The organism is Streptoverticillium reticulum (assembly GCF_047456005.1).
Lineage (GTDB): Bacteria > Actinomycetota > Actinomycetes > Streptomycetales > Streptomycetaceae > Streptomyces > Streptomyces reticulum.
Genome location: NZ_CP179755.1, coordinates 4,303,880 through 4,325,305, shown reverse-complemented (window position 1 = coordinate 4,325,305; position 21,426 = coordinate 4,303,880). Strand labels below are relative to the sequence as shown.

At 72.0% G+C, this 21,426-nt stretch carries 21 protein-coding genes, 1 tRNA gene and 1 pseudogene; 14 read left to right on the top strand and 9 right to left on the bottom strand.

All coding sequences use genetic code 11. The features are described 5' to 3' along the window. Positions 1–179: 179 nt before the first annotated feature. Entirely contained in the window at positions 180–1,883 is a 1,704-nt protein-coding gene (gene paaN, locus ACMATS_RS19645; protein ID WP_414168602.1) for a phenylacetic acid degradation protein PaaN, read from the top strand. A 3-nt stretch (positions 1,884–1,886) separates the two neighbouring features. Here the strand turns inward: paaN and ACMATS_RS19640 are convergent, their stop codons facing one another. The 3 genes from ACMATS_RS19640 to ACMATS_RS19630 all read right to left on the bottom strand — a co-directional run bounded on the left by ACMATS_RS19640 (position 1,887) and on the right by ACMATS_RS19630 (position 4,824). Beyond that, entirely contained in the window at positions 1,887–2,651 is a 765-nt protein-coding gene (locus ACMATS_RS19640; protein WP_414168601.1) for a TrmH family RNA methyltransferase, read from the bottom strand. Between the two features lie 137 nt (positions 2,652–2,788). Next, the gene (locus tag ACMATS_RS19635) at positions 2,789–4,111 is read right to left on the bottom strand and encodes an HTTM domain-containing protein (RefSeq protein ID WP_414168600.1); all 1,323 of its coding nucleotides are present in this window, start codon (positions 4,109–4,111) and stop codon (positions 2,789–2,791) included. Next, on the bottom strand, positions 4,108–4,824 hold the full coding sequence (locus tag ACMATS_RS19630; protein ID WP_414168599.1) for a DUF5819 family protein: 717 nt from the start codon (positions 4,822–4,824) through the stop codon (positions 4,108–4,110). Before ACMATS_RS19630 ends, ACMATS_RS19635 begins: the two co-directional genes overlap by 4 nt. A gap of 197 nt (positions 4,825–5,021) precedes the next feature. Here ACMATS_RS19630 and paaA point away from each other — a divergent pair, with 197 nt between their 5' ends. The 6 genes from paaA (at position 5,022) to ACMATS_RS19600 (ending at position 9,882) form a co-directional block, all read left to right on the top strand. After that, on the top strand, positions 5,022–5,999 hold the full coding sequence (gene paaA, locus ACMATS_RS19625) for a 1,2-phenylacetyl-CoA epoxidase subunit PaaA (protein ID WP_414168598.1): 978 nt from the start codon (positions 5,022–5,024) through the stop codon (positions 5,997–5,999). Continuing rightward, on the top strand, positions 5,996–6,283 hold the full coding sequence (gene paaB / locus ACMATS_RS19620) for a 1,2-phenylacetyl-CoA epoxidase subunit PaaB (RefSeq protein WP_336410259.1): 288 nt from the start codon (positions 5,996–5,998) through the stop codon (positions 6,281–6,283). Before paaA ends, paaB begins: the two co-directional genes overlap by 4 nt. Positions 6,284–6,294: 11 nt before the next feature. Then, complete coding sequence (gene paaC, locus ACMATS_RS19615) at positions 6,295–6,996, top strand: 1,2-phenylacetyl-CoA epoxidase subunit PaaC (RefSeq protein ID WP_414170751.1); 702 nt, start codon at positions 6,295–6,297, stop codon at positions 6,994–6,996. Continuing rightward, the gene (gene paaD, locus ACMATS_RS19610; RefSeq protein WP_391150394.1) at positions 6,990–7,532 is read left to right on the top strand and encodes a 1,2-phenylacetyl-CoA epoxidase subunit PaaD; all 543 of its coding nucleotides are present in this window, start codon (positions 6,990–6,992) and stop codon (positions 7,530–7,532) included. Before paaC ends, paaD begins: the two co-directional genes overlap by 7 nt. Next, positions 7,533–8,621 (top strand): 1,2-phenylacetyl-CoA epoxidase subunit PaaE, encoded by a 1,089-nt coding sequence (paaE, locus tag ACMATS_RS19605; RefSeq protein ID WP_414168597.1) that lies wholly within the window; start codon positions 7,533–7,535, stop codon positions 8,619–8,621. It begins immediately after the preceding gene. 133 nt (positions 8,622–8,754) lie between these two features. After that, positions 8,755–9,882: an acyl-CoA dehydrogenase family protein gene (locus tag ACMATS_RS19600; RefSeq protein WP_414168596.1), complete on the top strand. Its 1,128-nt coding sequence runs from the start codon at positions 8,755–8,757 to the stop codon at positions 9,880–9,882. Between the two features lie 148 nt (positions 9,883–10,030). On the opposite strand, the gene ACMATS_RS19595 is transcribed toward ACMATS_RS19600, so the two are convergent. The 5 genes and pseudogenes from ACMATS_RS19595 to ACMATS_RS19575 form a co-directional block, all read right to left on the bottom strand. Then, a complete protein-coding gene (locus ACMATS_RS19595) occupies positions 10,031–10,378 on the bottom strand; it encodes a rhodanese-like domain-containing protein (protein WP_414168595.1) in 348 nt (115 codons plus the stop codon). Positions 10,379–10,388: 10 nt separating this feature from the next. Continuing rightward, positions 10,389–11,189 carry a hypothetical protein gene (locus ACMATS_RS19590; protein ID WP_414170750.1) on the bottom strand — a complete coding sequence of 267 codons (801 nt, stop codon included), beginning with the start codon at positions 11,187–11,189 and terminating at the stop codon, positions 10,389–10,391. Further along, positions 11,189–11,479: a DUF2252 family protein gene (locus ACMATS_RS19585; RefSeq protein WP_414168594.1), complete on the bottom strand. Its 291-nt coding sequence runs from the start codon at positions 11,477–11,479 to the stop codon at positions 11,189–11,191. Before ACMATS_RS19585 ends, ACMATS_RS19590 begins: the two co-directional genes overlap by 1 nt. A 47-nt stretch (positions 11,480–11,526) precedes the next feature. Further along, positions 11,527–11,841, bottom strand: a pseudogene (locus ACMATS_RS19580) (DUF2252 family protein); the annotation flags it as partial. 152 nt (positions 11,842–11,993) lie between these two features. Then, the gene (locus tag ACMATS_RS19575) at positions 11,994–12,356 is read right to left on the bottom strand and encodes a winged helix-turn-helix transcriptional regulator (RefSeq protein ID WP_390777311.1); all 363 of its coding nucleotides are present in this window, start codon (positions 12,354–12,356) and stop codon (positions 11,994–11,996) included. 102 nt (positions 12,357–12,458) lie between these two features. Here ACMATS_RS19575 and ACMATS_RS19570 point away from each other — a divergent pair, with 102 nt between their 5' ends. Together ACMATS_RS19570 and ACMATS_RS19565 are read left to right on the top strand one after the other, a co-directional pair. Then, the gene (locus tag ACMATS_RS19570; RefSeq protein WP_390777310.1) at positions 12,459–13,106 is read left to right on the top strand and encodes an FMN-dependent NADH-azoreductase; all 648 of its coding nucleotides are present in this window, start codon (positions 12,459–12,461) and stop codon (positions 13,104–13,106) included. Between the two features lie 115 nt (positions 13,107–13,221). After that, positions 13,222–14,916 carry a proline--tRNA ligase gene (locus tag ACMATS_RS19565; RefSeq protein WP_414168593.1) on the top strand — a complete coding sequence of 565 codons (1,695 nt, stop codon included), beginning with the start codon at positions 13,222–13,224 and terminating at the stop codon, positions 14,914–14,916. Between the two features lie 139 nt (positions 14,917–15,055). Here ACMATS_RS19565 and ACMATS_RS19560 read toward each other — a convergent pair. Beyond that, positions 15,056–15,139 (bottom strand) — tRNA-Leu (locus ACMATS_RS19560). Positions 15,140–15,536: 397 nt separating this feature from the next. Here ACMATS_RS19560 and ACMATS_RS19555 point away from each other — a divergent pair. From ACMATS_RS19555 to ACMATS_RS19535, 5 genes are all read left to right on the top strand, one after another. Continuing rightward, positions 15,537–16,391, top strand: coding sequence for an FhaA domain-containing protein (locus ACMATS_RS19555; protein ID WP_414168592.1), 855 nt, complete (start codon positions 15,537–15,539; stop codon positions 16,389–16,391). Between the two features lie 10 nt (positions 16,392–16,401). Further along, entirely contained in the window at positions 16,402–16,932 is a 531-nt protein-coding gene (locus ACMATS_RS19550) for an FHA domain-containing protein (protein WP_390777302.1), read from the top strand. A 76-nt stretch (positions 16,933–17,008) separates the two neighbouring features. Further along, positions 17,009–18,508 (top strand): Stp1/IreP family PP2C-type Ser/Thr phosphatase, encoded by a 1,500-nt coding sequence (locus ACMATS_RS19545; protein ID WP_390777397.1) that lies wholly within the window; start codon positions 17,009–17,011, stop codon positions 18,506–18,508. Between the two features lie 25 nt (positions 18,509–18,533). Beyond that, positions 18,534–19,973, top strand: a complete 1,440-nt coding sequence (locus tag ACMATS_RS19540) for an FtsW/RodA/SpoVE family cell cycle protein (protein WP_414168591.1) — start codon at positions 18,534–18,536, stop codon at positions 19,971–19,973. Next, a complete protein-coding gene (locus ACMATS_RS19535) occupies positions 19,970–21,424 on the top strand; it encodes a peptidoglycan D,D-transpeptidase FtsI family protein (protein WP_390777300.1) in 1,455 nt (484 codons plus the stop codon). The genes ACMATS_RS19540 and ACMATS_RS19535 overlap by 4 nt, the downstream gene beginning before the upstream one ends. Positions 21,425–21,426 lie beyond the last annotated feature (2 nt).

The window sequence follows — 21,426 nt, the reverse complement described above, 5'->3', positions numbered from 1 at the left end:
TTGTCCACAGGTTCGCCGGGCCCCCTTGTCCCGACCGATCGTTCGGTTACTGTATCCATCGGGGGTCCTCCCGGCTCCCCGGATACCTGTGCCCGCTCGCATTCGCCCCGCTCGCCTTCGTCCCAGCCGCTTTGTCTTTCCGCTTGTCTTCCGCCCACTCGACGAGGAGTTGGTCAGACGTGACCGCCGGACTCAGCACCGACCAGTTGACCGAGAAGCACCGCCCCACGCTCGACCGGGCCCTGGAGACCATCCGCTCCCGCGGCTACTGGTCCGCGTACCCCGAGCACCCGAAGGCCTACGGAGCGGACGGCGTGCCGGGCAGCCTGGGCGCGGCCGAGGGGCAGGCCGCCTTCGAGGCGCTGCGGGACGGCCGCTTCGAGCTGGACCAGCCGGGGACGGACGGCTGGGCGGGCTCCGAGGTCTCGCCGTACGGCTTCCCGCTGGGCATCGAGTATCCGCACGCCGACGCCGACGTCCTGCTGCCCGCCATGCGTGCGGCCATGCCGGCGTGGCGGGAGGCGGGGCCGCAGGCGCGGGCCGCGGTCTGTGCGGAGATCCTGGCCCGGATCAACGCCCGGACGCACGAGTTCGCCCACGCGGTCATGCACACCAGCGGCCAGGCGTTCATGATGGCGTTCCAGGCCGGCGGGCCGCACGCCCAGGACCGCGGCCTGGAGGCCGTGGTCTACGCCCTCGCCGAGCAGACGGGCGCGGCGCCGCGGTCCGCGGAGTGGGTCAAGCCGCAGGGCAAGCGCGATCCCCTGGAGCTGCGCAAGGAGTTCACCGCGGTACCGCGCGGGATCTCGCTGCTCATCGGCTGCAACACCTTCCCCACGTGGAACGGCTACCCCGGCCTGTTCGCCTCGCTCGCCACGGGCAACGCCGTTCTGGTCAAGCCCCATCCGCGGGCGGTGCTGCCCCTGGCGCTCACCGTGCGCGTGGCGCGCGAGGTGCTGCGGGAGGCCGGCTTCTCCCCCGACCTGGTCGCGCTGGCCGCCGAGCGGGACGGCGAGGGCATCGCCAAGTCCCTTGCGGTGCGCCCGGAGATCCGCATCGTCGACTACACCGGCTCCACCGCCTTCGGCGACTGGCTGGAGACCAACGCCCGCCAGGCGCAGGTCTTCACGGAGAAGGCCGGGGTCAACACCGTCGTCGTCCACTCCACCGACGACTACAAGGGCATGCTCTCCAACCTCGCCTTCTCGCTGTCCCTCTACAGCGGCCAGATGTGCACCACCCCGCAGAACCTGCTCGTCCCGCGCGAGGGCATCGGCACCGACGCCGGGCACAAGGCGTACGACGAGGTCGTGGCCGATCTGGCCGCGGCGGTGGACGGGCTGCTCGGCGACGACGCCCGGGCCAACGCCCTGCTGGGCGCCATCGTCAACGACCAGGTCAAGGAGCGGATCGACGCCGCGGGCCGGCTCGGCGAAGTCGCCCTCGCCTCGCGGACGCTGGCCAACCCGGACTTCCCCGGTGCCACGGTGCGCACGCCCGTGATCGTGAAGCTGGACGGCGCCAAGCCGGACGCCGAGGCGGCCTACTTCTCGGAGTGCTTCGGGCCGGTGTCCTTCGCGGTCGCGGTGGACTCCGCCGAGGACGCGGTGCAGTTGCTGCGCCGCACGGTGCGGGAGAAGGGCGCCATGACCGTCGGCGCGTACACCACGTCGCCGGAGGTCGAGCGGCTGGTGGAGGAGGCCTGCCTGGAGGAGTGCGCCCAGCTCTCCCTGAACCTCACGGGCGGGGTGTACGTCAACCAGACGGCCGCCTTCTCGGACTTCCACGGCTCCGGCGGCAACCCCGCGGCCAACGCGGTGCTCTGCGACAGCGCGTTCGTCGCCTCCCGCTTCCGGATGGTGGAGGTGCGGCGCCAGGCCTGACCGCTACGCGGGCGCCGGGCCGCCCCAGTGGAAGAGCGCCATGGCCACGCTGGTGGCGAGGTTGTAGCTGGACACCTGGGGCCGCATGGGCAGGGCGACCAGCCGGGTCGCCCTCGTCCGCAGCTCGGGCGAGATCCCGTGCCGCTCGGAGCCGAAGGCGACCAGCGCGTCGTCGGGGAGCGGCACGGACCGGATGTCCTCGCCCTCCGGGTCCAGCACGAACAGCGGCCCGGAGGGGAGCTGTTCGAGCGGGAGCCGCTCCACGGCCGTGGCGTAGTGCAGTCCCGCGCCGGAGCGCACCGCGTTCGGGTGCCAGGGGTCGAGGTCGCCGGTGGTGATCACACCCGTGGCCCCGATGCCGGCGGCCAGGCGGATCACGGCGCCGACATTGCCGAGGTTGCGGGGGTTGTCCAGGACGACCACGGGTGCCCGGCGGGGCTGCTGCGCCAAGGCCGCCAGATTGGCCTGCCGGTCGCGCCGGGCGGCCAGGGCGGCCACCCCGGTGGGGTGCACCCGGGGCACGAGCTCGCGCAGGGTCTGCACGGGCACCTCGACCAGGAGGGCGTCGAGCACGTCCGTCAGATCGCCGGCCAGATCACGGGCGAGCGCCAGCGTGGCCGCCTTGTCCGTGGTGAGGGCGGTCCCGACCTCGGCCCCGAAGCGCAGGGCGTGCTTGAGCGCGTGAAACCCGTCGAGCAGCACGGCGCCGGGTGCGTTCGCAGCCCATCGCCGCAGGGCAGCGTCCCTGGCGTCGTCCTCGGTGGTCATGGGCCTCAGCCTATGCGCCCCGTCAGGGGCGCGGGGAACTGCGCGATCAGCCCCCGACGGCCTGCAGCCGACGCACTGCCCCTGGGGTTCCCCGCGCCCCTGACGGGGCGCTGCAAGAACCGTCGGGCAGGCCCCGGCTAGCGGGTCCGGGCAGTATCCAGCCCGTCCGGCGATCGAGGGCCGGGATCCGGGTCGGAGCCCCGACGGGGGCCCGGGGGCACAGCCCCCGGTTTCGGGAAGGGGCGGGATCGGGGAAACAAACGCCCCGCAGCACCCCCCACCCACCGCAAAAAGCCCGTCGGCAGAAACACCGCATCGGCCACAACCATCGCCAACGAAAAGAACGGCAGCCCCAGCATCACCGCGATCCCCACGTGCTCGGCCATCATCAGGGCCAGCAGCACGTTCTTCACCCGCCGGTCGAGCAGCGTGAACGGGAACGCGACCTGCACCGCCACGGTCCCGTAGCTGAGCAGCAGCACCACCACCGAACTGGCGGCCAGCGCATGCGACAGCGAGGGCCAGGGCGAGAAGTAGTCGATGTGCATCGGGTAGAAGAGCGCGGTGCCGTCCTGCCAGCGCGAACCCTGGATCTTGTACCAGCCCGCCGTGGCGTAGATCAGGCAGACCTCCGCCATGATCACCAACAGGGCGCCGTTGTGCGCGAGATGGGCGATCATGTCGAGCACGGTGCGCGGCTCCCCCGGCGCCCGGCGGCAGACCAGCCACCACAGTCCCTGGACGACCCAGAGCCCCCAGAGGGCCGCCGCCCAGCCGATGCCGGGCAGGGGTCCCCGGTCCGTCCACATCATCCGCGTGTCGGTGAGGAGTTGCGCCGCGGCCAGGGCGAGGCCGCACAGCACCCACAGCACGATGCCGGTGACGTCCCGGGCACCGTCCCGCCCGCCGCCCCGCCCGGGGGCCTGCGCACGCCGGGCCGCCCGTCGCGCGTCGAGCGACCAGACCTGTCCGCAGCGGACGAGGATCAGGTAGAGGGACATCAGGTGAAAGACGTTGTCGCCGCCGTCCCCCACGAACACGCTGCGGTTCTGCAGCGACAGCACCCCGATCATGGAGAGCACGGCCATGGTCCGGGTGCGCCACCCGAGCATCAGCAGCACACCGCTGACGATCGCGAACGCGTAGACGCTCTCGAACCACACCGTGCTGTCCGACCACATGAGTGCGGTGAACGCATGGTTGTCGCCGGTGAGTTCATGGGCCATGCCCCAGCTCCACGGCGCGGCAGGCCCGTACAGCTCACGGCGGTTGGGCCACTCGCGCAGCAGGTAGCCGACCCAGGCGAAGGAGAGGCCGATCCGCAGCACGGCGGTCTGGTAGCGGCCCAGCGACGACCCGGTGACCCGGTCGAGGCCGCGCAGCAGCGCGGAGCCCGTGGAACCCGTCGGCCCCGTCGAACCCGTCGAATCCGTCGCAGCAGCCGTGGACGTCGTACTCATCTGCCCGCCTCCACGCGGTCGTCGGTGGTGACCGGCCACCAGGCCAGGACGCGGTACGCCGGCTTGGTGTCGGCCTTCTCGTCGCTCCAGGGCGGCGGGGCGATGGGGACGGTCACGGATCTCACCTGGATGCGGTCGACCGTGAGCCCGTCGCGCTCGGCGCCCAGGCGGGCGACGGCGATGCGGCGCACGTACCGCTCGGCGAGCCGTCCGCGCAGGCCGAGGGGCTGCTCGCGCGCGTCGTGCGTGCTGGCGTAGAAGTCCCAGGCGCGGCGGAGCTCGTTCTGGCGGGTGTGGCTGGGGAAGGGGTTGTGCAGGATGGCGGCGCCGTCCTGGGCGGAGAGGTCCGTCCAGGAGGTGACCGTGGTGCTCCCGTCCGGCCGGCGCAGCTCGGCGCGGACCTGGACGGCGGTGTTCTGCTGAAGCGGGTTCGGAGCGAAGAACTTCCAGTTCTGTTCGAATTCCGGATACACGTACCTGTCGATGGCCGCGGCGTGCTGTCTGCTCACCGAGTTCTGCGGTGCCACGTGCAGGAACACCATGATCAGGTGGACGGCGGCCGCCAGGGCCACCACCACCGCGGCGGCGCCGACGACGACGCGCGCGGGCAGGGAAAGCCCGGCCACTCCGCCCTTCCCGATGCTCTCCTCACCGTGTTCCTCGCCGTTTTCCTCGCCGCCCTCAGCAGCCCTGCCGTCCGTCGTGCCGTCCATCCCCGAAACCCCGTCTGCCCAGCGCCTGCCCCGGATCGCCGCCTGGCGGCGTGCACCCGAACGGTACCCACGCCGCCCCGTGAGGCCCAGCGCGCACGGGTTATCCACAGGCTTGACACCCTCCGAGCGCTCGGCACACCATTGAACCGAACGATCGGTCGGTAGGGAGCAGGACGAGAGAGCACAGGGGGCACGGGATGACGACGACGGTGCCGGACGCACAAGCGCCGGAGGCGGTGTTCGATGCCGCGCTGGCCGCCGACGAGCGGATCGAGCCGCGCGACTGGATGCCCGACGCCTACCGCGCGACGCTGGTGCGGCAGATCGCCCAGCACGCCCACTCCGAGATCATCGGCATGCAGCCCGAGGCCAACTGGATCACCCGCGCGCCCTCGCTGCGCCGCAAGGCGATCCTGATGGCCAAGGTGCAGGACGAGGCCGGCCACGGCCTGTATCTCTACAGCGCCGCCGAGACCCTGGGAACCGGCCGCGAGGAGCTGCTCGACAAACTCCACTCGGGCCGCCAGCGCTACTCCTCGATCTTCAACTACCCCACCCTGACCTGGGCGGACGTCGGCGCCATCGGCTGGCTCGTGGACGGCGCCGCGATCACCAACCAGGTCCCGCTCTGCCGCTGCTCCTACGGCCCCTACGCCCGCGCCATGATCCGGATCTGCAAGGAGGAGTCCTTCCACCAGCGCCAGGGCTACGAGCTCCTCCTCGCCCTCGGCCGCGGCACCGAGGCCCAGCGCGCCATGGCGCAGGACGCGGTGAACCGCTGGTGGTGGCCGTCCCTGATGATGTTCGGCCCGCCCGACGACGCCTCGGCGCACTCCGCCCAGTCCATGGCCTGGAAGATCAAGCGGCACTCGAACGACGAGCTGCGCCAGCGCTTCGTCGACATCTGCGTCCCCCAGGCCGAGTCCCTCGGCCTGACCCTGCCCGACCCCGACCTGCGCTGGAACGAGCAGCGCGGCCACCACGACTTCGGCGCCATCGACTGGGACGAGTTCCACGAGGTGCTCCGCGGCAACGGCCCGTGCAACGAGCAGCGCATCGAGCGCCGCAGGCGGGCCCACGAGGAAGGCGCCTGGGTGCGCGAAGCGGCCGCGGCACACGCGGCGAAGCACGGGAATCACGAGAAGCACGACGAGCACGAGGAGGCAGCGGCATGACCGGCACCGACTGGCCGCTCTGGGAGGTGTTCGTGCGCAGCAGGCGCGGCCTGTCGCACACCCACGCCGGCAGCCTGCACGCCCCGGACGCGGAGATGGCGCTGCGCAACGCCCGCGACCTCTACACCCGCCGCTCGGAGGGCGTCTCGATCTGGGTGGTGCCCTCCGCCGCGATCACCGCCTCCTCGCCGGACGAGAAGGACCCGTTCTTCGAGCCCGCCGCCGACAAGCCCTACCGCCACCCGACCTTCTACGAGATCCCGGAAGGAGTGCGGCACCTGTGAACCGCGTACCCGTGACGGCCGCACTCGCCCTGGGCGACGACGCCCTGATCCTCTCCCACCGGCTGGGGGAGTGGGCCGGGAACGCCCCGGTCCTGGAGGAGGAGGTCGCGCTCGCCAACATCGCCCTGGATCTGCTGGGCCAGGCCCGCGCCCTGCTCTCCCTCGCCGGCGACGAGGACGAGCTGGCCTTCCTCCGCGAGGAGCGCGCCTTCCGCAACGTCCAGCTCGTCGAACAGCCCAACGGGGACTTCGCCCACACGATCGCCCGCCAGCTGTACTTCTCCGCGTACCAGCAGCTGCTCTACGGCCAACTGGCCGACGGCGACGGGCCGTTCGCCCCGCTGGCCGCGAAGGCCGTCAAAGAGGTCGCCTACCACCTCGACCACGCCGAGCACTGGACGCTCCGCCTCGGCGACGGCACGGAGGAGAGCCACACCCGGATGCAGCGCGCCCTCGACGCCCTCTGGCGGTACACGGGCGAGCTGTTCGCACCGGTCGAGGGACTGCCCGTGGACCGGCAGGCCCTGCGCGACGGCTGGACCGTGCACGTCACGGAGGTCGTCCGCCGCGCCGGCCTGACCCTGCCCGACGGCCCCCAGGAAGGCGCCTGGACGGCGGGTGCCGGGCGCCAGGGCATCCACACCGAGCCGTTCGGACGGATGCTCGCCGAGATGCAGCACCTGCACCGCAGCCACCCGGGGGCGGCATGGTGACGGCACCCACTCCCCTCGAAGAGGAGCTCCGGGCCCTGGCCGGAGCGGTCCCCGACCCCGAGCTGCCCGTCGTCAGCCTTGCCGAACTGGGCGTCCTGCGCGGGCTGCACGTCCTCGGCCCCGGCCGCGTCGAGGTGGAGCTGACCCCCACCTACACCGGCTGCCCCGCCGTCGAGGCCATGGCGGCGGACATCGAGCGCGTGCTGCACGAGCATGGTCAGGCCGAGGTGTCCGTGCGCACCGTGCTCGCCCCCGCCTGGTCCACGGACGACATCACGGCAGAAGGGCGCCGCAAACTGGCCGAGTCCGGGATAGCGCCGCCCCGGCCGGGGGCCCGGGCCGCGGGTCCGGTCGCCGTGGGGCTGGGCCCGACCCGGCGCGCCGACGGGCCCGCCGGCCGGCCGGAGCCGGTGCGCTGCCCGCACTGCGGCTCCGCCGACACCACGGTGCTGAGCCGCTTCTCCTCCACCGCCTGCAAGGCCCTGCGCCGCTGCGAGGCATGCCGCGAACCGTTCGACCACTTCAAGGAGTTGTAGATGGCAGCGGCCCGCCACGGCGCCTTCCACCCCCTGCAGGTGGCAGCCGTCGACCCGCTCACCGACGACTCGGTCGCCGTGACCCTCGCCGTGCCGCCCGCACTGCGCGCGGAGTTCCGGCACGCCCCGGGCCAGCACCTCGCTCTGCGCCGCACCGTCGACGGCGCGGAGATACGCCGCACGTACTCCATCTGCGGCCGGGCACCCGAGCCCGGCACGGAGGGGCCGGAGGCGCTGCGGGTGGCGGTGCGGCTGGTGGACGGCGGCGTGTTCTCCACCTACGCCCTCAAGGAGCTGAGGGCCGGCGACGTCGTCGAGGTGATGCCTCCGGCAGGGCGGTTCGTGCTGGAGCCGCGCCCGGGCCGGTTCGCGGCGGTCGTCGGCGGCAGCGGGATCACGCCGGTGCTGTGCATCGTGTCGACCCTGCTCGCCCGGGAGCCCGCGGCCCGGTTCACCCTGGTGCGCAGCGACCGCACGACGGCGTCCACGATGTTCCTGGACGAGGTGGCGGACCTCAAGGACCGCTATCCGGAGCGGTTCCAGCTCGTGCAGGTCCTCTCCCGCGAGGACCAGCAGGCCGGGCCCGCGTCCGGGCGGCTGGACGAGGAGCGGCTCGCCGGCCTGCTGCCCGCCCTGCTGCCGGTGGAGGCCGTGGACGGCTGGTTCCTGTGCGGCCCCCACGGTCTGGTCCAGGGCGCCGAACGGGCCCTGCGCGGCCTGGGCGTCGCCCGGGACCGCATCCACGAGGAGATCTTCCACGTGGCGGACGCACCGGCGGCGGACGCCCGCCCCGCCGCAACGCCCGCCCCCGACCGCAGCACGGTCACCGCGACGCTGGACGGACGCAGCGGCAACTGGCCGGTGCGGGACGGGGAGTCGCTGCTGGAGACGGTGCTGCGCAACCGCTCCGACGCGCCCTACGCCTGCAAGGGCGGGGTGTGCGGGACGTGCCGGGCCCGCCTGGTGTCCGGCGAGGTGCGGATGGACCGGAACTTCGCCCTGGAACAGGAGGAGCTGGACGCCGGCTATGTGCTGGCCTGCCAGTCGCATCCGGTGACGGAAGAGGTGGAGCTGGACTTCGACAGCTGATTTCCGACAGGTGAGTCCAACCCAACCAGTCCAACCCAACTTCCGCCGCCCTGTTCCCCCTTGCGGACACCTGCCCTATCTTGACGGACCGTCAGACATCTCGGACCGGTCGGCGTGCGAAGGGCGGCAGGCCATGGACTTCACCTTCACCGAGGAGCAGCAGGCGGCCGTCGAAGCTGCCGGGGCCGTCCTCTCCGGCGTCGCCCCGGACGGCGTGCCCAGCCCGGCCCTCGTCCCCGGCGCCGTCGCCGACGACATCGACCGCGCGCTGTGGCGCCGGCTCGCCGCGGCCGGCCTGCTGAGCCTGCCCGTTCCCGTCGAGTACGGCGGCGCGGGACTCGGGCCCGTGGCCCTGTGCCTGGTGCTGCGCGAGGCGGGGAAGGTCCTGGCCCGGGTGCCGCTGCTGGAGACCGGCGCCGCGGCCCTGGCCCTGCAGAGGTTCGGCGGCGCCGGGACGGACCGGCTGCTGCCGGTGATCGCGGGCGGGGACCTCGTCGTGACCGTGGCCGCCCACGGCCGCACCGGGCACGACGGGGCCGAACTGGCCGTCACCGCCCGCCCGGTGACCGGCGGCCTGCGCCTGGACGGGCTGCAGACGGCCGTGCCCTGGGCCCGCAGCGCCGACCGGATCCTGCTCCCGGCCCGCACGGACGGCGGGCGCACCGTCCTCGCCCTCGTGCCCCCGGACCGCTCCGGCGTCACCCTCGCCGACCAGGTCTCCACCAGCGGCGAGCCGTACGCGCAGGCCGCCCTGGAGTCCGTCCACGTGGGCGAGGGGGATGTCGTCACCGCCGAGGGCGCCTGGGAGTGGCTGCGCCGCCTGCTGGCCACCGGCACCTGCGCGCTGGCGCTCGGCCTGGGGGAGGCGGTCCTGCGGATGACGGGCGAATACACCGCGAAACGCGAGCAGTTCGGCCATCCCCTGGCCACCTTCCAGGCCGTGGCCGTCCAGGCGGCCGACCGCTACATCGACCTGCGCGCCATGGAGGCCACCCTGTGGCAGGCCGCCTGGCGCATGGAGTCGGGCGCGGAAGGCGCCCTCCCGGCGGCCGCGGACGTCGCCGTGGCGAAGATCTGGGCCGCGGAGGGCGTGCGCCGCGTCGTCCAGACCGCGCAGCACCTGCACGGCGGCTTCGGCGCGGACACGGACTATGCGCTGCACCGCTACCACGCGTGGGCCAAACAACTGGAACTGTCCCTGGGCCCGGCAGCCGCCCACGAGGAGGCCTTGGGCAACCTCTTGGCCAACTGCGCCCCGTAAGGGGCGCGGGGAACTGCGCGACAAGCCACGACGCTCCCGCAGTCGACGTTCTCGGGGCTGCGCCCCGGACCCCTGGGGTGGTGCTTCGACTCCAGGCCGGTGGGGGCTGGCCGCGCAGTTCCCCGCGCCCCTTACGGGGCGCCACCCCCTAAATCACGGTGCCGGGCGTCCCGGAACCGTCCACAACCGGCCGGCCCACGGCAGCCCACGCCTGCATACCGCCGTCCACATTGACGGCGTCGAAGCCCTGCTGCACCAGATAGTTGGTGACCTGCGCAGACCGCCCGCCCGACCGGCAGATGACGTGGATCCTGCCGCCCTCGGGCGCCTTCTCCGTCAGCTCGCCGAACCGCGCCACGAACTCGGTCATCGGCAGGTGCAGCGCGCCCTCGGCATGCCCCGCCTCCCACTCGTCGGCCTCGCGGACATCGAGCAGGAAGTCACCGGCGGACAGGGCGTCGACACCGACCGTGGGCACAGCAGAACCAAAAACCATGCCTCCGACGCTACCCGACCAGCGACGCCAGCCGGGCCTCCCGCTCGGCGATCTGCGCCACCAGGCCGTCGGCGATCTCCGTGAGCAGCCCGTCGGGGTCGTCCGGCGCCATCTTGATCATGGCGCCGATCGCGGAGGCCTCCAGCTCGGCGGCCACCGCCGAGAGCATGTCCTTGCGCTCGGCCAGCCACTCCAGCCGGGCGTACAGCTCCTCGCTGCGGCTCGCCCGCCGCTGCCCCGGCACCGGGCCCGCCGCCCACTCCGCGGCCAGCGCGCCCAGCGACGCCTCGTCGCCTTGGGCGTACGCGGCGTTGACCCGGACGAGAAACTCCTCGCGCCGCTGCCGGTCCGCCTCGTCGGCCGCCAGGTCCGGGTGCGCCTTGCGGACCAGCTCGCGGTAGGCCCGGCGCACCTCGTCGCTGGGCCGCACCCGCTTCGGCGGCTGCACGGACTGCCCGGTGAGCATGGCCGTGGCCTCGGGGAAGAGGCCCTCGGAGTCCATCCAGCCGCCGAGCAGCTCCTCCACCCCGGGCAGCGGCTGCACCAGGGCCCGCGCGTCCCGGGCCCGCCGGACGTCCTCGGCGCTGCCGCTGCGCGCGGCCACGGCCTCCGCGATCAGTGCCTCCAGCTCGTCGAGGCGCGCATACATCGGGCCGAGCCGCTGGTGGTGCAGCCGGGAGAAGTTCTCGACCTCCACGCGGAAGGTCTCCACCGCTATCTCGAACTCGATCAGCGCCTGCTCGGCGGCCCGCACGGCCTGAGCCAGCCGCTCCGCCGCGGGGTCCTCGGAAATGTCCGCCTCCGGATTCATCACGCGCCCCAGGGTACGAGCACCCCGCCCGGGACGGGGAACGGTTCCGGCCGGTCACCCGACCTGCACCCGCACGGCCGCCCGTCCCGCCACACCCCCGTCTCCGCCGCGATCCGGCCGCCCCGCACCGCGGCGAGCAGCTCCGCGTGGTCCGCCTCCGTGCGGTCCGCGTACCGCACCGCGAAGTCGGCCAGCGCGTCGTCCAGTTGCTCCCCATTGCCGCAGTAGGCGCCTATGACGAGCGGATCCGCCGTGTGCGCATGGGCCCGCGCCAGCAGGGCGCCGGTCATCCGCCCGTAGTCGTCGAGCTCGCCGGGGGCCAGCGCCGCCGGGGCCGCGCATCGCCGCACAGCTGGGCGCCGGCCCCGGTGACGGGCGTGCCCGCCAGGTCGTGGCCCATGAGCCCGGCCGAGCCGCGCAGGAACGCGAAGGGGGAGGCCGCCATGCGGCCGACCCTGATCGGCGTCAGCTCCGGCAGCCGCCCGGCGTTCGACGCCTCGACCGCCTCCACGGCCCCGGGCCGCCCGGGCGCAGGTCTCCAGCGGGCGTGCACCGAGCGCGGCACGCGCTCCCGCAGCGCCCGTCCCTCGGCCTTGCCGCCCACCCCCTCGGCAGGCCTGGCGAACCCCGGTACGTACGGCAGTCGTGACATCGCAGCACTCCCCCCGGCCGGAAGACGTCAACTGCCCCCGACCGTACCGCCGTCCACTGACAACGCCCCTGACCGGCGCGGACGTCCACAGCCGACGTCCTCAGCCGACGTCCTCAGCCGACATCCTCGGCGGACACCCTCGGCGGACGTCCTCAGCGAAACCGCTCGGGGCAGCCGCTGCCGCCGCCCCCGAAGTGCTGCTCGGCCCACCGGCCCAGCTCCTTGAGCGCGGGCTCCAGCGCCTTGCCCGCCTCGGTCAGCCGGTAGGCGACCCGCAGCGGGGGGCCGGCGTCCACCTCGCGCAGCAGCAGGCCCGCGGCGGCGAGCTCGGTGAGCCGGTCCGAGAGCATGCGCTCGCTGATGCCCGGAATGGCGCGCCGCAGGTCGGCGAAGTAGGCGGGCCCCGCCAGCAGCGTGGCCACGATCAGGCCCGTCCAGCGCTTGCCGAAGAGCCCGAAGACACGCGTCATGCCCTCGCCGACGCTCTTGCACGCCTGCTCACCGTGATCCGCCATGTTCCCAGGGTACCTCCCTGGCGTTGGTAGCTGCAGAAAAGTAAGCTCCTGTGTTATCAATAGTTCCGTACGGAACTTCACCTCATCATTCCGGAGCTTCCCATGGCCACCCTGCTGATCCTCGACTCCTCCGCCCTCCCCCAGGGCTCCGCCTCGCGCGATGTCACGGCCACCTTCCGCAAGGCCTGGGAGGAGCAGCACCCCGAGGGCACGGTCGTCCACCGCGACCTCGCCGCGGACCCGCTGCCGCACATCACGGCGGCCGGCATCTCCGCCCAGTACACCGACCCCGCCGAGCGCACCGAGGAGCAGCGGGCCGCCTTCGCCCTGCGCGAGGAGCTGGCCGCCGAGCTGGAGGCCGCGGACGCGGTGCTCATCGGCGCCCCGATGTACAACTTCACGATCCCCTCCAGCCTCAAGGCCTGGGTGGACCACGTGCTCATCATGGGCCGCACGGCCGGCGAGAACTCCTCCGTCGCCGGAAAGCCGGTCACCGTCGTCGCCAGCCGCGGCGGCTCCTACGCGCCGGGCACCCCGCGCGACGGCTTCGACTTCGCGGCCACGTACATGGAGAAGGTGCTCAACGGCGCGCTCGGCCTGGAGGTCGACATCATCACCCCCGAGCTCACCCTGGCCCGTTCCGTCCCGGCGATGGCCGACCTGATCGACAAGTCGGACGCCTCCCGCGAGCAGGCCCACGAGCAGGCCGCCGCCAAGGCCAAGGCCCTGGCCGCCCGCCTCGCCGGCTGACCGGCGCTCTCACCTGCGCCAGGGGGCGCCCGGGAATTCCGGGCGCCCCCTGCGGCTGCGCGGATACCCTCGTCGGCAATCCGTACAAACCTCTCAGCCCACGCAGGAGTTCACCATGCCCGAGGTCCAGCGCATGTCCCGAATGATGATCAAGACACTGCGCGACGACCCGGCGGACGCCGAAACGCTCAGCCACCGGCTGCTCGTCCGCGCCGGCTACGTCCGCCGCACCTCCGCGGGCGTCTGGTCCTGGCTGCCGCTCGGCAAGCGGGTGCTGGACAACGTGGCGCGCGTGGTGCGCGAGGAGATGGACGCCATCGGCGCCCAGGAGGTCCTCCTCCCGGCCCTCCTGCCCAAGGAGCCCTACGAGATCACCGGGCGCTGGGAGGAGTACGGCGACGAGCTCTTCCGCCTCAAGGACCGCAAGGGCGCCGACCACCTCCTCGGCCCGACCCACGAGGAGATCTTCACCCTGCTGGTAAAGGACCAGTGCACGTCCTACAAGGACCTGCCGGTGATGCTCTACCAGATCCAGACCAAGTACCGGGACGAGGCGCGGCCCCGCGCCGGCGTGCTGCGCGGCCGCGAGTTCCAGATGAAGGACTCGTACTCCTTCGACATCACGGACGAAGGCCTGGCGGAGTCCTACCGGCTGCACCGCGCGGCCTATCAGCGCATCTTCGAGCGCCTCGGCCTGCAGCACCGCATCGTCTCCGCCGTCTCCGGCGCCATGGGCGGCTCGGCCTCCGAGGAGTTCCTCGCCCCGGCCGCCGCCGGCGAGGACACCTTCGTCCACTGCCCGCGGTGCGACTACGCCGCCAACACCGAGGCCGTGACCCACCCCCTGCGGCCCGCCGACGGCAGCGGACACCCCGCGCCCGAGGAGCTGGACACCCCGGACACCCCCACCATCGAGACCCTGGCCGCCCACCTCGGCGTCCCGGCCTCCGCGACCCTGAAGAACCTCCTGGTGAAGGTGGACGGCGAGATCACGGCCGTCGGCGTCCCCGGCGACCGCGAGGTCGACCTGGGCAAGCTGGCCGGCCACCTCGCCCCGGCCGCCGTCGAACTCGTCACCGCCGACGACTTCACCGGCCGCCCCGACCTCGTCCGCGGCTACGTGGGACCGCAGGGCCTGCAGGGCGTCCGCTACCTCGCCGACCCCCGCATCGCCCCCGGCACCTCCTGGATCACCGGCGCCAACAAGCCCGGCACGCACGCCCGGAACGTCGTCTGCGGCCGGGACTTCGAGGTCGACGAGTACCTCGACGTGGTCGTCGTCGAGCCCGGCGACCCGTGCCCGTCCTGCGGCACGGGCCTGGAGCTCGGCCGGGCCATCGAGATCGGCCACATCTTCCAGCTCGGCCGCAAGTACGCCGACGCCTTCCAGCTCGACGTCCTGGGCCCGCAGGGCAAGCCGGTGCGGGTGACCATGGGCTCGTACGGCATCGGCGTCTCGCGCGCGGTGGCCGCCCTGGCCGAGCAGACCGCGGACGGACGGGGCCTGTGCTGGCCCGCCGAGGTCGCCCCGGCGGACGTGCACGTCGTCGCCGCGGGCAAGGCGCTGCAGACCGAACTGGCCCTGGAGGTCGGCGCCAAGCTGGCCGCCGCGGGCGTGCGCGTCATCGTGGACGACCGGGCCGGGGTCTCGCCGGGCGTGAAGTTCACCGACGCCGAACTCATCGGCGTCCCCCGGATCCTGGTCGCCGGCCGCCGCTCCGCCGAGGGCGTCCTCGAGTTGAAGGACCGCCGCACCGGCGACCGCGAGGAGCTCACCGCCGACGAGGCGATCGCCCGCCTCACGGCCTGACGGCAACGCACCGCAGCAGGACGGTTCCGCACCGTCCTGCTGCGGGGGACCCGCCCCTGAGACGCTCCTCACACCTCCGGCACGGGAGAAGGGCATACGAAAACGGGCCGCATCTTGACGATGCGGCCCGTTCTCACTGTGCGCGAGGGGGGAGTTGAACCCCCACGCCCTTTCGGGCACTGGAACCTGAATCCAGCGCGTCTGCCTATTCCGCCACCCGCGCATGGGTGCGTCTTCCTGCTTCCCGCTCCGTTCCCGAACCTTTCGGCTCGTTTCCGTCGCGTTCGCCTTCCGACATCGAGAACATTAGCACGTCGTTCGGGGTCCCTTCACACCCCTGACCTCCGCCCCGGGCCCGGGGCCGGGGTGCGGTCCGGGGTGCGGGGGGCGGAGCGGGGACCGCTCCGGTTGCGGGACACTGGCTCGTAGGCGCCTCTACGATCCGTGTGAGGGCAAGCGGAAGGACGGGGCCGCCGCAGGAAGGCGACACTCGTCACTCCTGGCGCCGAAGGGGAACCGGCCGTTTCCCCGACGCGTGGATACGATCAGTAAGCAGTATCAGGAACGACACTGAGCCGACGACGGGCATCACAGACGTCACTGAGGGAAGGAGGTGCCCCGTGGGAGTACTGAAGCGCTTCGAGCAGCGACTCGAGGGTCTCGTGAACGGCACCTTCGCCAAGGTGTTCAAGTCCGAGGTACAGCCGGTCGAGATCGCGGGCGCACTCCAGCGGGAGTGCGACAACAACGCCACCATCTGGAACCGCGACCGCACGGTCGTGCCCAACGACTTCATCGTCGAGCTGAGCGCCCCGGACTTCGAGCGCCTCAGCCCGTACTCCGGCCAGCTCGGCGACGAACTGGCAGGCATGGTCCGCGACTATGCCAAGCAGCAGCGGTACACCTTCATGGGGACCATCAAGGTCCACCTGGAGAAGGCCGACGACCTCGACACCGGTCTGTACCGGGTGCGCAGCCGCACGCTCGCGTCCAGCGAGTCCCAGGACCCGCACGGCGCACAGCAGCGCGCTGCCGCCCCGTACGCATCCGGTGGCGCGGTCACCCACGGCGGCGGCGGATACCCGGCGGCGCGTCCGCCGGCCGGTGCGCCGCCCATGCCCGCGTCCCCGCCCCCCGGCGGCCGGCCCCTGCCCCGCGCGGGCGCAGCGGTCCCCGGCCCGGCACAGGGCACGCAGACGCGGCGCTGGATCGAGATCAACGGCACCCGCCACCAGATCTCGCGGTCCACCCTCGTGCTGGGCCGCAGTACCGAGGCGGACGTACGCATCGACGACCCCGGCGTCTCCCGTCGGCACTGCGAAATCCGGGTCGGCACCCCCGCCACCATCGAGGACCTGGGGTCGACCAACGGGATCGTGGTGGACGGGCAGCACACCACGCGCGCTACGCTCCGCGACGGCTCGCGCATCGTCGTGGGCAGCACCACCATCGTTTATCGGCAAGCCGAAGGGTGAAGCGGGGGCAATGTCAGAGCTGACCCTCACGGTCATGCGGTTGGGTTTCCTCGCCGTACTGTGGCTGTTCGTCATCGTGGCCGTACAGGTCATCCGCAGCGATCTCTTCGGCACCCGCGTGACCCAGCGCGGCTCGCGCCGCGGCGACACCGGCCGGCAGCAGCGCGCCGCGCAGCAGCAGGCCGCGCCGGCGCCGCAGCCCCGGCAGCAGTCCGGCGGCCGGCGTGCCGAGCGCGGCCGCCGCGGTGCCCCCACCAAGCTGGTCGTCTCCGAGGGCTCGCTCACCGGCACCACGGTGGCCCTCCAGGGCCAGACGATCTCCCTCGGCCGCGCCCACGACTCCACGATCGTGCTGGACGACGACTACGCGTCCAGCCGGCATGCCAGGATCTACCCCGACCGCGACGGCCAGTGGATCGTCGAGGACCTGGGATCGACCAACGGCACCTATCTCGACCGGACCAGGCTGACCACCCCGACCCCGATCCCGCTCGGTGCGCCGATCCGTATCGGCAAGACCGTCATCGAGCTGCGGAAGTAGTTAGGACCATGACGACCGGAGGGTGGGCAGCGTGGCTGGAAAGGGGCTGTACCCGGAGCCGACGGGCGAGGTGCGCATGAGTCTGTCACTGCGTTTCGCCGCCGGATCGCACAAGGGCATGATCCGCGAGGGCAACGAGGACTCCGGTTACGCCGGCCCCCGGCTGCTCGCCATCGCCGACGGCATGGGCGGCCAGGCCGCCGGTGAGGTCGCCTCCTCCGAGGTGATCTCCACGCTCGTCACGCTCGACGACGACATCCCCGGCTCCGACATCCTCACCTCCCTGGGCAGCGCCGTGCAGCGCGCCAACGACCAGCTGCGCCTGATGGTCGAGGAGGATCCCCAGCTGGAGGGCATGGGCACCACGCTCACCGCCCTGCTGTGGACGGGCCAGCGCCTCGGCCTGGTGCACGTCGGCGACTCGCGCGCGTACCTGCTGCGCGACGGCGTGCTCACGCAGATCACCCAGGACCACACCTGGGTGCAGCGCCTGGTCGACGAGGGCCGGATCACCGAGGAGGAGGCCACCACGCACCCGCAGCGCTCGCTGCTGATGCGTGCGCTCGGCAGCGGCGAGCACGTGGAGCCCGACCTCTCGATCCGCGAGGTGCGCGCCGGCGACCGCTATCTGATCTGCTCCGACGGCCTCTCCGGGGTCGTCAGCCACCAGACGATGGAAGAGACCCTGGCCAGCTACCAGGGTCCGCACGAGACCGTCGAGGAGCTGATCCGCCTCGCCCTGCGCGGCGGCGGCCCGGACAACATCACCGTCATCGTCGCCGACGTCCTCGACATGGACGGCGGGGACACCCTGGCGCAGCAGATCAGCGACACCCCGGTGATCGTCGGCGCGGTCGCCGAGAACCAGCTGCACTTCAACGACGCCGGTGCCATGCAGACCCCGGCCGGCCGCGCCTCCGAGCTCGGCCGCCCGGGCCGGCCCGTGCCCCCGCAGGAGGGCGGCTTCGGCCCGCCCGGCAGCGGCGACCCGGCCCTCGCGGCCGCTCCGGAAGGGGAGTTCGGCGCCTTTCTCGACGAGGACGAGGAGTACGTCAAGCCCGTCCGCCGCGGCAAGTGGCTCAAGCGGTCGCTGATCCTGACGGTCTGCCTCGGCGTCGTCGCCGGCGGCCTCTACGCCGGCTGGCAGTGGACGCAGTCGCAGTACTACGTGGGCGCCAAGGACAACGACCACGTCGCCGTCTACCAGGGCATCAACCAGGACCTGGCCTGGGTCAGCCTCAGCAAGCTGTACCAGGACCACCCGGAGATCGAACTCAAGTACCTCCCGGTGGACCAGCGCAGCCGCGTCGTGGACACCATCACGGTCGGCAGCCGCAGCCAGGCCGAGGCGAAGGCCAAGGAGCTCGGCACGCTCGCCGGCGCCTGCAAGAAGGAGGACGAGCGCCGCAAGGCGGAGGCCCAGCGCCGGGAGAACGAGAAGCAGAACCCGAACCAGGCCGACAAGCCCGGCGAGGCGAAGCCGAACACCGCCCAGTCGACCCCGCCCCCTGCGCCGGCCCCCACCCTGACCGAGGACGAGCAGAAGTTGGTCCCGCAGTGCAGCAACACCCAGTAGTGAAGCGGTAAGGGGCCAACCAGTCATGTCAGCCACGTCACCGCTGCCGACCACCACGGTCACGACGACGATCAGCACCGTGGGGCTGCCCAGCAGGCGCAACACCGAACTCGCCCTGCTGGTCTTCGCCGTGCTCATCCCGTGCTTCGCCTACGCCAACGTGGGCCTGGCCATGGACGGCGCGATGCCCTCCGGGATGCTCGGCTACAGCCTCGGCCTCGGTCTGATGGCGGGCGTCGCGCACCTGGCGGTGCGCAAGTTCGCCCGCTACGCGGACCCGTTGCTGCTGCCGCTGGCCACGCTCCTCAACGGGCTGGGCCTGGTGCTGATCTGGCGGCTCGACCAGTCGCCGCGGCTCATCCAGCGCGCCAAGAGCGCCTTCGGCTCCTTCCAGCCGGACGCGCCGAAGCAGCTGCTGTTCACCGCGGTGGGCATCGCGCTCTTCATCGGCGTGCTGATGCTGCTCAAGGACCACCGGATCCTGCAGCGCTACACCTACATCTCCATGGCGGTGGCGCTGTTCCTGCTGGTCGTCCCGATGTTCTTCCCGGCGGTGAACGGCGCCAAGATCTGGATCTCCATCCCGGGTCTGGGCACCATCCAGCCCGGCGAGTTCGCCAAGATCGTCATCGCGGTGTTCTTCTCGGGCTACCTGATGGTCAAGCGCGACGCCCTGGCCCTGGCCAGCCGCCGGTTCATGGGCATGTACCTGCCGCGCGGCCGCGACCTCGGCCCGATCCTCGCGGTCTGGGCGATGTCCATCCTGATCCTGGTCTTCGAGACGGACCTGGGCACCTCGCTGCTGTTCTTCGGCCTGTTCGTCGTCATGCTCTACGTGGCGACCGAGCGCACCAGCTGGATCGTCTTCGGTCTGCTGATGTCCGCGGTCGGCGCGGTCGGCGTGGCCACCTTCGAGTCCCACGTCCAGAAGCGCGTCAACGCCTGGCTCGACCCGTTCGCCTGCTACAAGACGGACCCGAGCGGCGCCTGCCAGCAGATCGGCGACGCCGTCATGTCGTTCGGCTCCGGCGGCACCCTGGGCTCCGGCCTCGGGCAGGGCAACTCCGACCTCATCGGGTTCGCCGCCAACGCCGACTTCATCCTCTCCACCGTCGGCGAGGAGCTCGGCCTGGCCGGGATGATGGCCCTGCTGCTGCTCTACGGCCTGATCGTGGAGCGCGGCGTGCGCACCGCGCTCGCCGCCCGCGACCCCTTCGGCAAGCTCCTCGCGGTCGGCCTGTCCGGTGCCTTCGCCCTGCAGGTGTTCGTCGTCGCCGGCGGTGTGATGGGCCTCATCCCGCTGACCGGCATGACCATGCCGTTCCTGGCGGCCGGCGGTTCGTCGATCATCGCCAACTGGGCCCTGATCGGCATCCTGATCCGGATCAGCGACACCGCGCGCCGCCCCGCCCCTTCCCCCGCCTCGTCCCCCGACGCCGAGATGACCCAGGTGGTCCGCCCGTGAACAAGCCCGTGCGCCGGATCGCAATCTTCTGCGGTCTCCTCGTCCTCGCACTGATGATCCGCGACAACTGGATCCAGTTCGTCCAGGCCGACGAGCTCAAGACCAACAAACACAACCACCGCGTCGACATCGCCCGTTACAGCCAGCCGCGCGGCAACATCATCGTCGACGGCGATGCCGTCACCGGCTCCACGGAGACCGGCGGCATCGACTACAAGTACAAGCGCACCTACAAGAACGGCGAGATGTGGGCCCCGGTCACGGGCTACTCCTCGCAGGTCTTCGACTCCAACCAGCTGGAGAAGCTGGAGGACAAGGTGCTCACCGGCGACGACGACCGGCTGTTCTTCAACCGCACGGTCGACATGATCACCGGCAAGGGCAAGAAGGGCGGCGACGTGATCACCACGCTCAACGCCCAGGCGCAGGAGGCCGCGTTCAAGGGCCTCGGCGACAAGAAGGGCGCCGTCGCCGCCCTCGACCCGCGCACCGGCAAGATCCTGGCGCTGGCCTCCACCCCGTCGTACGACCCCTCGACGATCGCCGGGGCCAACGACTCCAAGGCGTGGACGTCGCTGCAGAACGACAAGAACCAGCCCATGCTCAACCGGGCGCTCAAGCAGACCTACCCGCCGGGCTCCACGTTCAAGGTCGTCACCGCCGCCGCCGCGCTGCAGAACGGCCTCTACAGCGACCCGGACGCCAAGACCGACTCGCCGCTGCCGTGGGTCCTGCCGGACACCGCGGGCGTCCAGCTGAGCAACGAGGGCAACATCCCCTGCCAGAACGCCTCGCTGCGGGACGCCCTCAAGTACTCCTGCAACACGGTCTTCGGCAAGATAAGCGCGGACCTGGGCAACCAGAAGATGATGGACGAGGCCCAGAAGTTCGGCTTCAACAACACCATCGACACGCCCGTGCGCGCCGTGAAGAGCGTCTACCCCAAGGACAACCGTCCGCAGAACGCCATGGCGGGCATCGGCCAGGCCTCCAACCGCGCCACCCCGCTGCAGATGGCCATGGTCGCCTCCGCGGTCGCCAACAACGGCAAGCTCATGGAGCCGTACATGGTCGACAAGCTGCGCGCGCCCAACCTCAACGTCATCGAGCAGCACAAGCCCAAGGAGATGAGCCAGCCGCTCACCGCCGCCAACGCCCAGAAGCTGCAGAGCATGATGGAGACGGTGGTGCAGAACGGCACCGGAACCGCGGCCCAGATCGACGGCGTCAAGGTCGGTGGCAAGACCGGTACGGCTCAGCACGGCGTCGACAACAGCGGCAACCCCTACGCGTGGTTCATCTCCTACGCGAAGACCGACAACGGTTCGCCGGTCGCCGTCGCCGTGGTGATCGAGGGCTCGGACACCACGCGTGACGACATCGCCGGCGGCAAGCTCGCCGCACCCATCGCCAAGAGCGTCATGGAGGCGGTGCTCAAGACGGAGAAGTGAGC

Excerpts from the sequence above, each read along its gene's own strand:
- ACMATS_RS19640 (WP_414168601.1), bottom strand. The coding sequence starts at position 2,651 with ATGACCACCGAGGACGACGCCAGGGACGCTGCCCTGCGGCGATGGGCT.
- ACMATS_RS19635 (WP_414168600.1), bottom strand. The coding sequence starts at position 4,111 with ATGAGTACGACGTCCACGGCTGCTGCGACGGATTCGACGGGTTCGACG.
- ACMATS_RS19630 (WP_414168599.1), bottom strand. The coding sequence starts at position 4,824 with ATGGACGGCACGACGGACGGCAGGGCTGCTGAGGGCGGCGAGGAAAAC.
- paaA (WP_414168598.1), top strand. The coding sequence starts at position 5,022 with ATGACGACGACGGTGCCGGACGCACAAGCGCCGGAGGCGGTGTTCGAT.
- paaB (WP_336410259.1), top strand. The coding sequence starts at position 5,996 with ATGACCGGCACCGACTGGCCGCTCTGGGAGGTGTTCGTGCGCAGCAGG.
- paaD (WP_391150394.1), top strand. The coding sequence starts at position 6,990 with ATGGTGACGGCACCCACTCCCCTCGAAGAGGAGCTCCGGGCCCTGGCC.
- paaE (WP_414168597.1), top strand. The coding sequence starts at position 7,533 with ATGGCAGCGGCCCGCCACGGCGCCTTCCACCCCCTGCAGGTGGCAGCC.
- ACMATS_RS19600 (WP_414168596.1), top strand. The coding sequence starts at position 8,755 with ATGGACTTCACCTTCACCGAGGAGCAGCAGGCGGCCGTCGAAGCTGCC.
- ACMATS_RS19595 (WP_414168595.1), bottom strand. The coding sequence starts at position 10,378 with ATGGTTTTTGGTTCTGCTGTGCCCACGGTCGGTGTCGACGCCCTGTCC.
- ACMATS_RS19590 (WP_414170750.1), bottom strand. The coding sequence starts at position 11,189 with ATGAATCCGGAGGCGGACATTTCCGAGGACCCCGCGGCGGAGCGGCTG.
- ACMATS_RS19585 (WP_414168594.1), bottom strand. The coding sequence starts at position 11,479 with ATGACCGGCGCCCTGCTGGCGCGGGCCCATGCGCACACGGCGGATCCG.
- ACMATS_RS19575 (WP_390777311.1), bottom strand. The coding sequence starts at position 12,356 with ATGGCGGATCACGGTGAGCAGGCGTGCAAGAGCGTCGGCGAGGGCATG.
- ACMATS_RS19570 (WP_390777310.1), top strand. The coding sequence starts at position 12,459 with ATGGCCACCCTGCTGATCCTCGACTCCTCCGCCCTCCCCCAGGGCTCC.
- ACMATS_RS19565 (WP_414168593.1), top strand. The coding sequence starts at position 13,222 with ATGCCCGAGGTCCAGCGCATGTCCCGAATGATGATCAAGACACTGCGC.
- ACMATS_RS19550 (WP_390777302.1), top strand. The coding sequence starts at position 16,402 with ATGTCAGAGCTGACCCTCACGGTCATGCGGTTGGGTTTCCTCGCCGTA.
- ACMATS_RS19545 (WP_390777397.1), top strand. The coding sequence starts at position 17,009 with ATGAGTCTGTCACTGCGTTTCGCCGCCGGATCGCACAAGGGCATGATC.
- ACMATS_RS19540 (WP_414168591.1), top strand. The coding sequence starts at position 18,534 with ATGTCAGCCACGTCACCGCTGCCGACCACCACGGTCACGACGACGATC.